Annotated in this window: 17 protein-coding genes; 10 read left to right on the forward strand and 7 right to left on the reverse strand. The window is 72.9% G+C overall.

Features of this window, described 5'->3' with window-relative positions:
- Positions 1 to 168: 168 nt before the first annotated feature.
- The gene (locus ACFYO2_RS32895; protein ID WP_388356245.1) at positions 169 to 468 is read left to right on the forward strand and encodes a hypothetical protein; all 300 of its coding nucleotides are present in this window, start codon (positions 169 to 171) and stop codon (positions 466 to 468) included.
- Between the two features lie 37 nt (positions 469 to 505).
- Here ACFYO2_RS32895 and ACFYO2_RS32900 read toward each other — a convergent pair whose 3' ends face one another.
- The 5 genes from ACFYO2_RS32900 to ACFYO2_RS32920 all read right to left on the reverse strand — a co-directional run bounded on the left by ACFYO2_RS32900 (position 506) and on the right by ACFYO2_RS32920 (position 5,755).
- Positions 506 to 1,534 (reverse strand): SDR family oxidoreductase, encoded by a 1,029-nt coding sequence (locus tag ACFYO2_RS32900; protein ID WP_388356248.1) that lies wholly within the window; start codon positions 1,532 to 1,534, stop codon positions 506 to 508.
- A 97-nt stretch (positions 1,535 to 1,631) separates the two neighbouring features.
- Positions 1,632 to 2,621 (reverse strand): SDR family NAD(P)-dependent oxidoreductase, encoded by a 990-nt coding sequence (locus tag ACFYO2_RS32905; protein ID WP_388356250.1) that lies wholly within the window; start codon positions 2,619 to 2,621, stop codon positions 1,632 to 1,634.
- Positions 2,622 to 2,767: 146 nt separating this feature from the next.
- Positions 2,768 to 3,949, reverse strand: coding sequence for an aromatic acid exporter family protein (locus ACFYO2_RS32910; RefSeq protein ID WP_388356251.1), 1,182 nt, complete (start codon positions 3,947 to 3,949; stop codon positions 2,768 to 2,770).
- Positions 3,950 to 3,994: 45 nt separating this feature from the next.
- Positions 3,995 to 4,651 (reverse strand): HAD family hydrolase, encoded by a 657-nt coding sequence (locus ACFYO2_RS32915; protein WP_388356254.1) that lies wholly within the window; start codon positions 4,649 to 4,651, stop codon positions 3,995 to 3,997.
- A 66-nt stretch (positions 4,652 to 4,717) separates the two neighbouring features.
- Positions 4,718 to 5,755 carry a PHP domain-containing protein gene (locus ACFYO2_RS32920; RefSeq protein ID WP_388356257.1) on the reverse strand — a complete coding sequence of 346 codons (1,038 nt, stop codon included), beginning with the start codon at positions 5,753 to 5,755 and terminating at the stop codon, positions 4,718 to 4,720.
- Between the two features lie 156 nt (positions 5,756 to 5,911).
- On the opposite strand from ACFYO2_RS32920, the gene ACFYO2_RS32925 reads away from it, so the two are divergent.
- The 3 genes from ACFYO2_RS32925 (at position 5,912) to ACFYO2_RS32935 (ending at position 7,394) form a co-directional block, all read left to right on the forward strand.
- Complete coding sequence (locus ACFYO2_RS32925; RefSeq protein WP_388356259.1) at positions 5,912 to 6,721, forward strand: SDR family oxidoreductase; 810 nt, start codon at positions 5,912 to 5,914, stop codon at positions 6,719 to 6,721.
- A gap of 107 nt (positions 6,722 to 6,828) precedes the next feature.
- Positions 6,829 to 7,161 (forward strand): hypothetical protein, encoded by a 333-nt coding sequence (locus tag ACFYO2_RS32930; RefSeq protein ID WP_388356262.1) that lies wholly within the window; start codon positions 6,829 to 6,831, stop codon positions 7,159 to 7,161.
- Positions 7,158 to 7,394 carry a hypothetical protein gene (locus ACFYO2_RS32935; RefSeq protein ID WP_388356265.1) on the forward strand — a complete coding sequence of 79 codons (237 nt, stop codon included), beginning with the start codon at positions 7,158 to 7,160 and terminating at the stop codon, positions 7,392 to 7,394. The genes ACFYO2_RS32930 and ACFYO2_RS32935 overlap by 4 nt, the downstream gene beginning before the upstream one ends.
- 28 nt (positions 7,395 to 7,422) lie before the next feature.
- Here the strand turns inward: ACFYO2_RS32935 and ACFYO2_RS32940 are convergent, their stop codons facing one another.
- Positions 7,423 to 8,028, reverse strand: a complete 606-nt coding sequence (locus ACFYO2_RS32940; RefSeq protein ID WP_388356268.1) for a VanZ family protein — start codon at positions 8,026 to 8,028, stop codon at positions 7,423 to 7,425.
- A 215-nt stretch (positions 8,029 to 8,243) separates the two neighbouring features.
- On the opposite strand from ACFYO2_RS32940, the gene ACFYO2_RS32945 reads away from it, so the two are divergent.
- From ACFYO2_RS32945 to ACFYO2_RS32970, 6 genes are read left to right on the forward strand one after another with little or no spacing between them, the layout of a single operon-like run.
- Positions 8,244 to 8,426: a hypothetical protein gene (locus tag ACFYO2_RS32945; RefSeq protein WP_388356271.1), complete on the forward strand. Its 183-nt coding sequence runs from the start codon at positions 8,244 to 8,246 to the stop codon at positions 8,424 to 8,426.
- Positions 8,423 to 8,884 (forward strand): monovalent cation/H+ antiporter complex subunit F, encoded by a 462-nt coding sequence (locus tag ACFYO2_RS32950; protein WP_388356273.1) that lies wholly within the window; start codon positions 8,423 to 8,425, stop codon positions 8,882 to 8,884. Before ACFYO2_RS32945 ends, ACFYO2_RS32950 begins: the two co-directional genes overlap by 4 nt.
- Positions 8,877 to 9,140 carry a hydrogenase subunit MbhD domain-containing protein gene (locus ACFYO2_RS32955; protein ID WP_388356276.1) on the forward strand — a complete coding sequence of 88 codons (264 nt, stop codon included), beginning with the start codon at positions 8,877 to 8,879 and terminating at the stop codon, positions 9,138 to 9,140. Before ACFYO2_RS32950 ends, ACFYO2_RS32955 begins: the two co-directional genes overlap by 8 nt.
- Positions 9,141 to 9,157: 17 nt before the next feature.
- Positions 9,158 to 9,889, forward strand: a complete 732-nt coding sequence (locus ACFYO2_RS32960) for an MnhB domain-containing protein (protein ID WP_388356357.1) — start codon at positions 9,158 to 9,160, stop codon at positions 9,887 to 9,889.
- A 16-nt stretch (positions 9,890 to 9,905) separates the two neighbouring features.
- On the forward strand, positions 9,906 to 10,256 hold the full coding sequence (locus tag ACFYO2_RS32965; RefSeq protein ID WP_388356279.1) for a sodium:proton antiporter: 351 nt from the start codon (positions 9,906 to 9,908) through the stop codon (positions 10,254 to 10,256).
- The gene (locus ACFYO2_RS32970) at positions 10,256 to 12,067 is read left to right on the forward strand and encodes a complex I subunit 5 family protein (protein WP_388356282.1); all 1,812 of its coding nucleotides are present in this window, start codon (positions 10,256 to 10,258) and stop codon (positions 12,065 to 12,067) included. The genes ACFYO2_RS32965 and ACFYO2_RS32970 overlap by 1 nt, the downstream gene beginning before the upstream one ends.
- On the opposite strand, the gene ACFYO2_RS32975 is transcribed toward ACFYO2_RS32970, so the two are convergent.
- Complete coding sequence (locus ACFYO2_RS32975; protein WP_388356285.1) at positions 12,068 to 12,730, reverse strand: DUF4230 domain-containing protein; 663 nt, start codon at positions 12,728 to 12,730, stop codon at positions 12,068 to 12,070.
- Between the last annotated feature and the right edge of the window lie 152 nt (positions 12,731 to 12,882).

Consider the following 12,882-nt stretch of genomic DNA (forward strand, 5'->3'; position numbering starts at 1 on the left):
GCGACCCGCCCCTCGCCGACCTCCTTGCGCGCGGCGGCTGACGTGCCGAGTCGGCGCCCGAGGGGCCCGCGCCCCGGCCGGCGCGGAGGAGCAGGCGCCGCACTGACGTTTCGCTGGTCATCGTGGAGGTACTCGCGTGGCGCCCGAACGAGGCGAAGGGAGCTCACCGTGGCCGCGCACAGCGACGAAGGACCCGGCGAGAACGGGGTTCCCGTGCCCCGGGACCTGCCGGACCAGCAGGCTCATGACGGCGAGGACCCCTGGGAGATCGGCGAGGGGGGCGCGCAGGGCGACACCGTCGACACCACAGAGGTCGCGGACGCCGACAGGGCGGGCGAGCCCACGGAGGACGGCGAGCCCGCCGCCGACGTCCCCGACACGGACGAGTCGGGGACGGGCAGGCGCGGCGCCCCGCGATCGGGCGCCGTCCACCCCGAGCAGCCCGTACCGGACGAGCCCTCCGCCTGAGGGCCTGAGGGCGCCCGATCCGGCGCTCAGCGTTCCCTCAGCCGACCTTCCGGCCGCGCAAGGGTTCCGTACTGGCTCCCGCTCCCTGCTGCAGGCCCAGCAGGAACTCCTCCAGCACCTCCGGGGCCGTGTGGTCCGGGTGCCAGCCGAGTTCCGTGCGGGCGCGCGTGCAGTCCATCAGGGGGAGCCGGAGGACCGCGTCGAAGAGGTGCGGGGAGGCGGGCAGCAGATGCAGGCCCCACGCGGCGGCGATCGCCGAGCGGGCCGCGGGGCGCGGCAGCCGTACGGGGCGGGCGCCGAGCATCTCGCCCAGCAGCTCCGCGTCGACGGGCGGTTCGCCCGCCAGGTTGAAGGCGCCGTTGACATTGATGCGCAGGGCGAGCTGGTACGCCTTGGCCGCGTCGTCGGTGTGCAGGGCCTGGACGCGCAGGCCCGGGATGTCGGGGAGGAACGGCAGCAGATCCGGGCGGGCCAGCTGGCCCGGCAGGAAGCGCCCGCCGAAGATCCGGCGCTGCTCGCTCGCCGACTCCCGCTTGAAGAGGAAGGCGGGCCGCATCCGCACCACCCGGACGTCCGGGTGATCGCGCTCGAACGTGTCCAGGGCCCGCTCCAGATAGGCCTTCTCCCGGCAGTACGCGGCGTCCGGCCAGCCGTGCGTCGGCCAGCTCTCGTCCACCGCGTGATCCTTCGGCCCCGGAGAGTACGCGCCGACCGACGACGCGTGCACCAGCGTCGGCACCCCGGCCGTGGCCACCGCGTCGAACACCTTCATGGAGCCGAGCACGTTGGTGCGCCAGGTCGCCGCGGGGTCGTGCGTCGGCTGGAACGCCCATGCCAGATGGACCACCGCGTGGGCGCCCTCGAACTCCTTGACCAGATCGGACTGGTCGGACGCGAGGTCGACCGCCGACCACTCCGTCTTCGGGGCCTCCCAGTCGGGGAGCCGGCGGGCCAGCCCCCGCACCGACCCGACCTTCGGGTCCTCGGAGAGGAGCCGCACCAGGCTGGTGCCGACGTTGCCGGTGGCACCCGTGACCACGATCCTGCTGTCCGTTGCGCTGCTCACCTTCGGCTCCTCTCGACACCGGTCCGACGGGATTGCCCGAGTACCCCGGCCGCCGGCGATGCACGCGGCCCACGGCCCACTTCCGGCCGCGAGACGATCACCGCGTGGGCGTGTCCCGGTCGGCGAAGGCGTCGACCCCCGTCCGCCGCGCCGACAGCGCCCACAGGCGTGCCGCCTGTTCCGGGTCGACGGCGTAGTCCTTGACGCCGGTGCGTTCGCCGTCGGCGGGGGCCGGTTCGGCGATGTCGCAGTCCTCCAGGTAGACGCCGCCCAGGCCGGACAGTTGGGGGGAGGTGGCGGCCCAGACCTGGGTGGCGGCGCCCTGCTGCGGGGTCTTCAGGTCCTGCTGCGGGATGGGGTTGCCGTCCTCGTCGATCCAGCCGTTGGCGACCATCTCCTCCCTGGGCAGGTGCCGCTGGAGGGGGGTGAGGATGCCGCCGGGGTGCAGGGAGAAGGCGCGTACACGGCGGTCGCGGGCGAGCCGGTCGAGGTGGACGGCGAACAGGACGTTGGCCGTCTTCGCCTGGCCGTACGCCTGCCACTTGTCGTAGCCGTGCCGCCAGTCGATGTCGTCCCAGCGGATGCCGGAGAGGTGATGGCCGCGCGAGGACACCGAGACCACCCGCGCGCCGCCCGGCTCGATGGCCGGCCACAGGCGGTTGACCAGGGCGAAGTGGCCCAGGTGGTTCGTCGCGAACTGTGCCTCCCAGCCCGGCCCGGTCCGGGTCTCGGGGCAGGCCATGATGCCGGCGTTGTCGATGACGAAGTCGAGGGTGCGTCCCGAGGCGAGGAACCGCTCGGCGAACGCGCGCACGCTCTCCAGGTCGCCGAGGTCCAGCTCGTCCACCTCGACGCCGTCGATGCCGCCCAGCGCCTCGCGGGCGATGGCGGGGCGCCGGGCGGGGACGACGACCCGGGCGCCGGCCTTCGTGAGTGCTCGCGCGGTCTCCAGGCCGAGGCCCGAGTAGCCACCGGTGACCAGCGCGAGCTTTCCGGTCAGATCGATGCCGGCCAGGACGTCGTCGGCGGTGCTGTGGGCGCCGAATCCCGAGCCGATCTTGTGCTGTGCGGTGCTGGCAGTGCTCATGCCCGGAATGCTACGAATTGGAGTGCCCTCGAAGTCAAGCGCGACCGGCGGACCTGCCGGGCAGACGGGGTGACTGGCTGAGCGGCCGGGCGGACAGGTCACCCACGGATGTTCCGAAGTTCCGGCCCGTCGCGGGGTGATCCGCCTCATGGCCTCCGGGCGCCCGGGACAGCCTCGTTCCAGAGGTTCTCCGCCTGCAGCAGCAGGGTGCCCAGCACGACCGCACGAGTGTGGTCCTGCTCGGCGTGCTCCCGCAGCCCGCTGATCAGTTGCTCGTGCAGTTCCCGCATCGTCTCCTCGGTCCCCTCGGCCGCGCGCGCCTCCTCGACGGCACCCAGCAGACGGAGGTTCTCCGCGTGGCACGCGTCCCCGATCAGCTCCAGGAGACGGGCGTACGAGCGCAGTACGGCGCCGTCGGGCGGGGCGGGTGTCCGGTCGCCGTCCGCCGCCACCGCGAGGGCCCGGGTCAGTGCCGTGATGTGCCCCGAGATGCGGCTCCAGCACTCGTCCTCCTCGGTGGGCGGGACGCTCGGCGGGACCCGGTGCAGGGCCCGCAGCGGACCGTAGGTGAAGCGCAGGCTCTCCCGGCTCCAGCCGCGGGCCGACCGCAGCGCGTCCAGCCGCCGCTCCAGCCGTGCCGAGGCACTCGACCAGCCGGCGGCGGACTGCGCGTCCCACTCGGTCTCCCGCAGATCGGCGGCGACGCCGTGCAGCAGGTCGCCCGCCTCCCCGGCGAGCGCCGCCAGGTTCTCCCGTACGTCGCGCAGATGGATCGGCGGCAGCACGAGCGCGTTGACGGCGACCCCGATGACCGCGCCCAGCGCCGCCTGTCCCACCCGGTGACCGACCGCCGACGCGGTGACCGTGCCGGTGGCGAGGGTGAACACCGCGGTGGTGGCTCCGTAGATGCCCTGGTCGCCGAAGCGGTGCCAGTTCGACAGCAGCATCAGCACGGGTACGGACAGCGCCAGCGCGCCCAGCGTGTCGCCGGTGAGCCACTGCGCTCCCGACGCGAGCAGCGTCCCGGCGCAGATCGCCGTGAACTGCTGCGTGGCCTGCCTCAGCGAGCTGTAGACCGTGGCCTGCACCAGTACCAGGGCCACCCAGGGCGCCATCAGGGCCATCGGGTCGCGCAGCCAGTCGCTCGCCACGTACCAGGCGAGCAGCGCCGCCGCGGCGGCCTTCAGCGACTGCACGACCAGGTCGCGTTCGCGCCCGGGGCCTCGCCAGGCAGCCAGGACGGCCTGCCCCACGACGTGCGCCTCCCGCCGCAGGGCGTCGGCCGGGCGGGCGGAGCGCACTCGTCCCCCCTCTGTCACACGGATCATCCCGGGTGGGTATCCGCGCGGCGCGGCCCCTCACATCCGGGCAGCTCAGGCCAGGGGACTATCGGCCAAGGACGCCAGCAGGTCGGCAGGGTCGGCGTAGATCGCCGTGGCGCCCGCCTCCTCCAGGTCCGCGCGCGGGATGCCGCCGCACAGGACGCCCACACAGCGCACCCCGGCCCTGGCGCCCGCGCGCATGTCCCAGACCGTGTCACCGACGAACACGGCCCGTTCGGCGGGTACTTCGGCCAGTTCCAGGGCGTGTTCGACGGGTTCGGGCGCGGGCTTGCCCTCCTTGACGTCCTCGGCGCTCGCGGTGGCGGCGATCGCGTCGTCCGCGTCGATCGCCCGCCGCAGGGCGGCGAGTTCCGTGCCGCTCGCGGACGTCGCCAGCACGACCCGCCAGCCCCGCTGGTCCAGGCGCCGTAGCAGCCGCCCGGCGTCCTGGAGGGCGGGCAGCCGGTCGAAGTACTGGCCGTACAGGGCCTTGTGGGCGGCGCTCAGTTCCGCGTCCTGGTCCTTGTCCCGGTCATCGCCCAGCAGATGGGCGACGAGGTCGGTGGAGCCGAGGCCCACGGCCCGGTGGACGGCGTGCATCGGAACCCGGTGGCCCGCCTGCCGGAAGGCCTCCCACCAGGTCGTCACATGGAGGTGATTGGTGTCGACGAGGGTCCCGTCGACGTCGAACACGGCCGCCCGTTCCATTCGCCCGTCCTTCCTGTGCTGTCCCGGCGCACGAACCTGAGCTCGCTCGAGACGACGAGTACCGCGTCAGGGGCTCGCCACTCGGTCCGGCACCAGGCCCTCCCGCGTCCAGGCCAGCAGCTCCTCCAGGGACCAGGTGGTGACGACGCGCTCGGCGGGCACCCCGCACTCCTCGGCCCGCGCGCATCCGTGGATCTGCCAGTCCAGCTGGCCGGGCGCGTGCGCGTCGGTGTCGATCGAGAACAGCACCCCCGCCGCCAGGGCCCGGCGCAGCAGCCGCCGCGGCGGATCGAGGCGCTCGGGCCGGCTGTTGATCTCCACGGCCGTGCCGGACTCGGCACACGCGGCGAACACCTCGTCCGCGTCGAACTCCGACTCCGGCCGCCCCCGCCCCGTCACCAGCCGTCCCGTGCAGTGCCCGAGGACGTCCGCGTGCGGATCGCGTATGGCGGCCACCATGCGGCGGGTCATCGAGCGGGCGTCCATCCGCAGCTTGGAGTGCACGGACACCACCACGACGTCCACCCGGTCCAGCAGCTCGGGCTCCTGGTCGAGCGTGCCGTCGTCGAGGATGTCGCATTCGATGCCGGTGAGGAGGCGGAACGGCTCCCACGTCTCGTTGAGTTCCGCCACCACCTCCAGCTGTCTGCGCAGTCGTTCGGGCGACAGTCCGCGCGCCACGGTCAGGCGGGGCGAGTGGTCGGTCAGCACCGCCCACTCGTGGCCCAGCTCCGCCGCCGCCCGGCCCATCTCCTCGATCGGGCTGCCGCCGTCCGACCAGTCGGAGTGCAGATGGCAGTCGCCGCGCAGCAGCGCCCGCAGCCGCTGCCCGCCCATGGCCGGTCGGGCCGCGGCCTCGCTCTCCAGCTTCTCCAGGTAGCCGGGCAGCCGGCCGTCCAGCGCCTCGCGCACCACCTGTGCCGTCGTCGGGCCGACGCCCCTGAGCGTCTCCAGCGTCCCGGCGTCCGCCCGTTCGCGCACCTCGTCCTCGGGCAGCGCGGCCAGCACTCGGGCGGCGGTGCGGAAGGCGCGCACCCGGTACGTCGGTGCCCGGCCCCGCTCCAGCAGGAAGCCGATCCGCTCCAGCGCCCGCACGGGATCCATCGCCACCTCCTCCTCCGGCCCCTCCAGAGTTCCCCAGGGCCAGGCGGCCCGCACGACGAGAGGGGCGGCCGTCCGACCCGCGGGCGGTTTGTCCGATCCGTGGCCGGGTACTGCGATGCCTCATCGCCCTCACCCGCGTCCACGAGGAGGCATGTCATGTCCGCCCCCACCGCACCTCGCACCAAGGTGGCCGTGATCACCGGCGCCGACTCCGGCATCGGCAAGGCCACCGCTGTCCGCCTGGCGCGGGCGGGGATGGACGTCGGCATCACCTGGCACAGCGACCTCAAGGGCGCCGAGGAGACCGCCGAGGAGGTCCGCGCCCACGGGCAGCGGGCCGCGGTGGCCCAGATGGACCTCACCCGGCTGCCCACCGCGGCCGGCACCGTCGACGTGCTGTGCGACCGGCTCGGCCGCCTCGACGTCCTGGTCAACAACGCCGGTACGGGCACCATGAAGCCGTTCCTCGACCTGGAGCTCGACGAGGTCCGCGAGGTCATCGACGTCGACCTGATCGGCCCGTTCCTGTGCGGTCAGCGGGCGGCCCGGCACATGATCCAGCAGGGCGGCGGCGGCCGGATCGTCAACGTGACCTCCGTCCACGAACACCAGCCGCGGGTCGGCGCCGCCCCCTACTGCGCGGCCAAGGGCGGCCTCGGCCTGCTCACCCAGGTCATGGCGCTGGAGCTCGCCGAGTACGGCATCACCGTCAACGCGGTGGCACCCGGTGAGATCGCCACCCCCATGACCGGTCAGGAGGACACCGACCCGCACACCGAGGACCGCCCCGGCGTCCCGCTCGGCCGCCCCGGCGACGCCCGCGAGGTAGCGGCCGTGATCGCCTTCCTGGCCGGCCCCGACGCCTCGTACGTCACCGGCGCCTCCTGGAGCGTGGACGGCGGCATGCTCCGCATGGGGCCCCAGGCCGGCTCGCACCTGGGCAGCGACGAATGGCGGCGTCCCTGAGGCCATGCCCGTGAGACTGCGCACCAGTTCCTGCGACCGCCCCGGCTTCACCCTCCCCCACTCTCGGCTTCGCTCGATGCTTCAGCGAGACCTACGGCCTGACCACGATGCTGCGCGAACACGTCACCTGCCGCCGCGACGAGCTCACCTTCAGCTACCCGGCCAAGGGCGGCACCGAGATCGTCCGGGCGCTCGTGGACGACCAGGCCCTGACCGTCGTAAACACCCCCGCGGTGTGCCGTGCCTCCTACATCGACCCGCGGGTCTTCGAACTGTTCGAGCAGGGGCGGACGATCGCCCCCGTACTCACCCGGCTGGGCGAACACGGGACTTCGGGCAACCGGCCATCCAAGGAGCGGTCGAGGCGGCGGTTCTCGACATGCTGGACGGCTGACTCGGACCCGCCCTCCAAGGGGTTGCGATCTACGCTCTATACATGACCGAAAGCGAGAGCCCTCACATCGCTCACCCGCGGATCCTGGTGCTCGGAGTGCAGCCGACCACGCCGCCCTTCCGGATCGTGGAGATCGACGGCCAGGTGGTCGGTGAGGCGAGGGCCGTCACCGACGTCCTGGAGGCCGCCGCCGCGTTCGGCATCACCGTGCACGACCTGGACGACCCGGAGGTGGTCCGCTGGGTGGGCGGCGACAAGTTCACCTGGACCCGGCACTGACCGACCGGCTCGGCCGCCCCCCTCTGCCTCAGCTGTGCACGGCCCGGCTCATCCGCCTCCCCAGCAGGAGGTAGCCCACGAGGGCCCCGGTCGTGTTGAGGATGACGTCGTCGATGTCGAAGGCCCGGCCGTTGATCAGCGCGCCCTGGGCGAACTCCACCAGGAGCATCACGGTCGCGGTCAGCAGGAGTACCCGCAGGATCCCCCGTGTCCGCGGGGCGACGACGGGCACCAGAACGCCGAACGGGACGCCCAGCAGCAGGTTCCCGCCGATCTGCCTGACGGCGTCCCGCAGCTCGGGCTGATCCAGATAGGCCTGCAGGGAGCTCCCCGGCCGCATGTTGGTGTGGGTCAGTGCCTCCGAGGCGGGGGAGGGCTCCAGGGTCAGCCGGGCCAGTACGACGGCGAACGCCACCATCACCGCGAAGGCGCACAGCATCGCCAGCAGACGCAGGGGAAGGGGCACGGAATGCCGCTCGCGCCGGGACGGGCGTGACCCGCGCTCAGACTTGGCGGACTTGGCGGACTTGGCGGCCTTGTCGGACGTGGCGGCCTTCGCGGGCTTCGTGGCCTTGCCGGACTTGGTGGTGCGCAGGCGTAAAGCGGTACGTGGGCTTGAGGCTGTACGGGCCATGCGGTCCTCCAGTCTTCAACTTCCCTGCGTCGTAAGGCGATTACCCGCGAACCGGCCGACAATGCCGCCGAGCCGCCTCGGGTCGCACCGCCCGCCGTTTCTCTTCGGGCTGTGGGGGCACTCCGGCTGAGACCCGCGCGCGTCGCCACCGCCCGCACTCCGGCCGGTGTTTGGATGGCGTGGAAACCGCCGAGCAGGCTTCCAGGAGGTGGCGCATGACCCCGCGTGCGACGCTCCGAGCCGCGGCCGAACTCCTGTCCTGGTGGGCCGCGCTCGCCGTGCTCTGGCTGGTCGTCATCAGTGCGGTCGACACCCTGGAGCTCGCCGTCGGTGCCGGCGCCGCCGCGCTGGGTGCGCTCGCGGCACGGGCCGCGAGGCGGGCGGTGACCGGCCGGTGAACGGCTGGACGCTCGCGGCGGCCGTCACACTCGGCGGGGGCCTCGGAGCCGCTCTGTGGGGCGTCGCGACGGGCCCGCTGCGGCGCCGCGTCGTGGGACAGAACCTGTCCACGGCCCTCGCCTGTCCCGCCCTCCTGCTCCTCGCCCAGGGCTACGACCGCCCGTCCTACGTCGATCTCGCCCTGGTCCTCGCGCTGCTGGGCCCGGTGGGCACCCTGGTTTTCGCCCGCCTGCTCGCCGACGAGCCGGCAGGCGAGGGCGAGGACCCGCCGCGCGCCCGCGGACTGACCTACGCGGCGGCCGGCGTCGGTGCCGCGGTCGTCATCGCGCTGTGCGTGGCCACCGGGCCGAGCCGCGCCACGGCCAAACTCGTGGTCGTCGGCGCGCTGCTGATCGGCGGGAACGTCGTCGCCTCCCGGGCCCTGTCCGGCGGGTTCCGGGAGGTCCGCCGTGGCTGACGCGGTGATCGTCGTCGCCCTGCTGCTCGTCGCCGTCGCCGCGACGACGGCGGTCCTGGTCCGCGACCCCGTGCGGCAGGCGCTCGTGCTGGCCGTCCTCGGCGTCGTCCTCGCGGTGCTGTTCACCGTCCTCCAGGCGCCCGACGTCGGCCTGTCGCAACTCGCGGTCGGCTCCGCACTCACCCCGCTGTTGCTGCTGCTGACGGTTCGCAAGGTCAAACGCCGCGCCCATAGGAGGGAGGGACACCGCCGGTGAACCAGCCCATCAGGCTGATGCTCGTGGCCGTGGGCGGCACAGGTCTGGCCGCCCTGCTCGTCGCCGCCTGCCTGGATCTCCCCGACTTCGGCGGCGACCGGCACCCCTACGGCGACCGGGCCGTTCGCGCGGCCCTCGCCCGGCACACCGCGAACACCGTCGCCTCCGTCAACTTCGACCAGCGCGCCTTCGACACCCTCGGCGAGATGACCATCCTCTTCGCGGCCGTCCTGGGCTGCGTGGTGCTGCTCCGGCAGACCCGCGACGAACACCGCGCCCGCCCCGAACCCGAGCCCGTCGCCGCCCCCGTACGCCGCTACGCCCTGCTCGTGCTGCCCCTCGCCCTGCTCACCGGCCTGTACGTGATCGCGCACGGGCAGCTCAGCCCCGGCGGCGGCTTCCAGGGCGGCGTCGTCGCCGCGACCGCCCTGCACCTGCTCTACCTCGGCGCCGACTACCGGGCCCTGGAACGCATCCGCCCCGTGGGCGTCTACGAGGTCGGTGACGCGGTCGCCGTCTTCGCCTATCTCGTCACCGGCCTCGCCTGTCTGATCGGCTCCACCGCCTTCCTCGCCAACACCCTGCTGCCGTACGGCACGTTCAACACGCTCTCCTCCGGCGGCACCGTCCCGCTGCTGAACGCGGCCATCGGCATGGAGGTCGCCTGCGCGGTCGTCGTGCTGCTCGCCCGCTTCCTGGACCAGGCCGTCGAGATCGAGGACGACACGGCCGAGGAGCGTGGGAAGTGAGACCACAGTGACCGCCGTGACGCACGTCCTGCCCTACCTGGTCGCCGTATGGGTCTTCCTGGTCGGTTGCTACGGCCTGGCCACCAGCCGCAACCTGATCCACGCCGTCGGCTGTCTGTCGGTCTGCCAGGCAGCCACCTACGTCCTGCTGCTGGCCGTCGGCTACCGCGACGACGCCACCGCACCCGTGTTCTCCGACGTGAAGCCCGGATCGCGGCCGGTCGTCGACCCGGTCGTGCAGGCACTCGCGCTGACCGACGTCGTGGTCGGCGCCACCGTCACCGCCCTGCTCCTCGCCCTCGTCGTGCAGGTCGCCAAACGCCACGGCACCGTCGACCCCGACGAACTGTCCGAGCTGCGCGGCTGATGAACGAGCTGCTGCCGCTCCTCGTCGCCGTGCCGCTGCTCGGGGCGGCCCTGCTGGTGGCCGGCGGCCGTCACGTGCCCCGTCTTGTCGCCGAGTCCGTGGGCTGCGCCGTCTCGGCGGGCACGGCCGGCCTCGCCCTCGTGCTGCTCCTGAACTCCTCGCCGCCCCTGGTCGAGTGGGTCGGCGGTTGGACGCCCGTGAACGGCCGCAGCGTCGGCATCGTCCTGGTCGGGGACGGCCCCGGCCTCGGCATGGCCGCGCTCGCCTCCCTGCTGACGCTGTCGGCACTGGCGTACTCCTGGCACTACTTCGACGAACCGCCGCAAGGTCACGCCGGTTCGTTCCCCGCGCTGCTGCTGCTCTTCCAGGGCGGCATGTGCGGGTTCGCGATCGCCGGCGACCTGTTCAACGCGTTCGTGTGGTTCGAGCTGATGAGTGTGGTCGCGTACGCCCTCACCGGGCACCGGGTGGAGGAGGCACGGGCCGTGCAGGGCGCGCTGACCTTCGGGATCGTCAACTCCCTCGGGGCTTACTGCCTGTTGGTGGGTATCGGGATGCTGTACGCCCGTACCGGCGAGCTGGCCATGACGCAGATCGGGCGGGGGCTCGACGCGCACGGCGGGCCCGACGCGCCTGTCCTCGCCGCCTTCGTCCTCGTCCTGACCGGCCTGCTGGTCAAGGCCGCCACCGTGCCGTTCCACTTCTGGCTTCCGGACGCGCACGCGGTCGCACCCACGCCCGTGTGCATGCTGCTGTCCGGTGTCATGGTCGAGCTGGGCGCGTACGGGGTGTGGCGGGTGTACGGCACGGTCTTCTCCGGGCCGGGCGGGGTCCCGGACGCGGACTTCGAGCGGGCCGTGGTGGTGCTCGGTGCGGTGACGGCGGTGGTCGGCGCGGTGATGTGCTGGTACCAGCGGCACATCAAGCGGCTGCTGGCGTACTCGACGATCGCCCACATGGGGCTGTTCCTCGTCGGCATCGGCGTCCTGAAACCCGAGGCCGACGACGGGATCGCCCTGTATCTGCTGGGCCACGCGGGGGTGAAGGCGGCCCTGTTCGCCTGCGCCGGGATCCTCCTCGACCGGTACGGCAGCGTCGACGAACACGCGCTGCACGGCAAGGCCCGCGAACTGAGGGGCGTCGCGGTGCTGTTCGTCGTCGGAGCCCTGGGCCTGGCCGGTCTGCCGCCCTTCGGCACGGCCCTCGGCAAGTCCGTCACGGAGGAGGCGGTGGGCGGTCCGCTCACCGTGCTGTACGTCGTGGCGAGCGCGGTCACCGCCGGAGCGGTGCTGCGGGTCGCCGGGCGGGTCTTCCTCGGCCTGGGCCCCCGTCCCGGGGGCGGAGACGGGAACGGGGACGGGAACGGGAACGGGGACGGGGACGGGGACGGGGACGGATACGAGACGACCGGCTCGGGTGAGCGGCCCGAGACCCGGCACAGGCTGCGCCGGATCCCGGACACCATGACGGCCGTGCCCGCGGTGCTGCTCGCCGGGGCGCTCGCCGTCGGCGTGGCACCCGGCTTCGCCGACGTGGTCGCCCACGCCGTGAACGAAGCCGGGTCCGGTGGCGCCCTCGTCGCCTCCGTGCACTGGACCCCGGTCGGCATCGTGCTGGGCCTGGCCTCGACCGCGCTGGCCGTGGGCCTCGCGGCCACGGCCGTCACCCGCCCGAGGCTGCTCGGCGCACCGGGCTGGGCGCTGCGGCTCAGGCGACTGCAGTCCGGACATGTCGGCGACTACGTGGCCTGGGTGCTGGTCGGCGCCGCCCTGCTGGGCGCCCTCGCCCTGCCGGGGATCTCCGGAGGCTGATCAGGTGCCGTAGGTGACCTCCACCTTCGTGAAGCCGAGGGAGCCCAGCAGGCCCTCCAGCATGTTGGTCGTGTTCGTCTCGGCGCGCTTGGTCAGCTCGCTGTCCTTGGCCGCCTCGCTGATGTGCCGTACCGCGAGCTTCTGCACGGCCTGTTCGCTGTTGGGGTTGTCCGAGAAGATGTCGGTCAGGCGGTCGAGGAGACCGCGCTGTTTGGAGACGGCGTAGGAGCGGTCGGCGTCCAGGGCCGCCTTGCCGAGTCGGGCGTGCGGCAGCCGCAGGGTGGCGGACGTACGGTCGTCGTTGACCGTCACGTCGTTCTTGGCGACCTTGCCGAGGTCGACATAGGCGTCGACGGTACCCGCCCCGACGTACAGGGTGCGGGAGCCGCGGATGGCGTCGGGCAGGTACTTGGTGTCCTTCTCCAGGTCCACCACGACCTGGAAGTTGCCGGAGGCGGCGTCGTAGCGGCTGATGTCCTGGATGGACTCGAGCAGGGCGGGCCCCGAGCGGTCGTGCGTCTCCGTGCCGAACAGGTCCTTGAGGCCTGGCAGCACGCTCAGCCGGATCCCCGCGAAGAACACGACGAGCACCAGCACTACGGCGCTCACCGCCTTCGCCCAGCCCGGCATGCGTGTGGACACGCGCCTGATGGGAGTCGTCATGGCGACGGCCCTCCTTCCTACTGCTCGAATTCCCCTCAAAGCCCCTGGCAGACCGTCTCGTTGGCGGATTGATACCGCTGACGGACGCAAGGAGGGCGCACGGGCGTGAACAACCGGCGCCGACTGCCGGGTGTCGGTGGTGCGGATGTGCG

Source organism: Streptomyces sp. NPDC006602, assembly GCF_042870385.1.
Classification (GTDB): Bacteria; Actinomycetota; Actinomycetes; order Streptomycetales; family Streptomycetaceae; genus Streptomyces.

Excerpts from the sequence above, each read along its gene's own strand:
- ACFYO2_RS32905 (WP_388356250.1), bottom strand. The coding sequence starts at position 2,621 with ATGAGCACTGCCAGCACCGCACAGCACAAGATCGGCTCGGGATTCGGC.
- ACFYO2_RS32910 (WP_388356251.1), bottom strand. The coding sequence starts at position 3,949 with ATGATCCGTGTGACAGAGGGGGGACGAGTGCGCTCCGCCCGCCCGGCC.
- ACFYO2_RS32935 (WP_388356265.1), top strand. The coding sequence starts at position 7,158 with ATGACCGAAAGCGAGAGCCCTCACATCGCTCACCCGCGGATCCTGGTG.
- ACFYO2_RS32975 (WP_388356285.1), bottom strand. The coding sequence starts at position 12,730 with ATGACGACTCCCATCAGGCGCGTGTCCACACGCATGCCGGGCTGGGCG.
- ACFYO2_RS32925 (WP_388356259.1), top strand. The coding sequence starts at position 5,912 with ATGTCCGCCCCCACCGCACCTCGCACCAAGGTGGCCGTGATCACCGGC.
- ACFYO2_RS32945 (WP_388356271.1), top strand. The coding sequence starts at position 8,244 with ATGACCCCGCGTGCGACGCTCCGAGCCGCGGCCGAACTCCTGTCCTGG.
- ACFYO2_RS32915 (WP_388356254.1), bottom strand. The coding sequence starts at position 4,651 with ATGGAACGGGCGGCCGTGTTCGACGTCGACGGGACCCTCGTCGACACC.
- ACFYO2_RS32970 (WP_388356282.1), top strand. The coding sequence starts at position 10,256 with ATGAACGAGCTGCTGCCGCTCCTCGTCGCCGTGCCGCTGCTCGGGGCG.
- ACFYO2_RS32960 (WP_388356357.1), top strand. The coding sequence starts at position 9,158 with ATGCTCGTGGCCGTGGGCGGCACAGGTCTGGCCGCCCTGCTCGTCGCC.
- ACFYO2_RS32940 (WP_388356268.1), bottom strand. The coding sequence starts at position 8,028 with ATGGCCCGTACAGCCTCAAGCCCACGTACCGCTTTACGCCTGCGCACC.
- ACFYO2_RS32920 (WP_388356257.1), bottom strand. The coding sequence starts at position 5,755 with ATGGATCCCGTGCGGGCGCTGGAGCGGATCGGCTTCCTGCTGGAGCGG.
- ACFYO2_RS32930 (WP_388356262.1), top strand. The coding sequence starts at position 6,829 with ATGCTGCGCGAACACGTCACCTGCCGCCGCGACGAGCTCACCTTCAGC.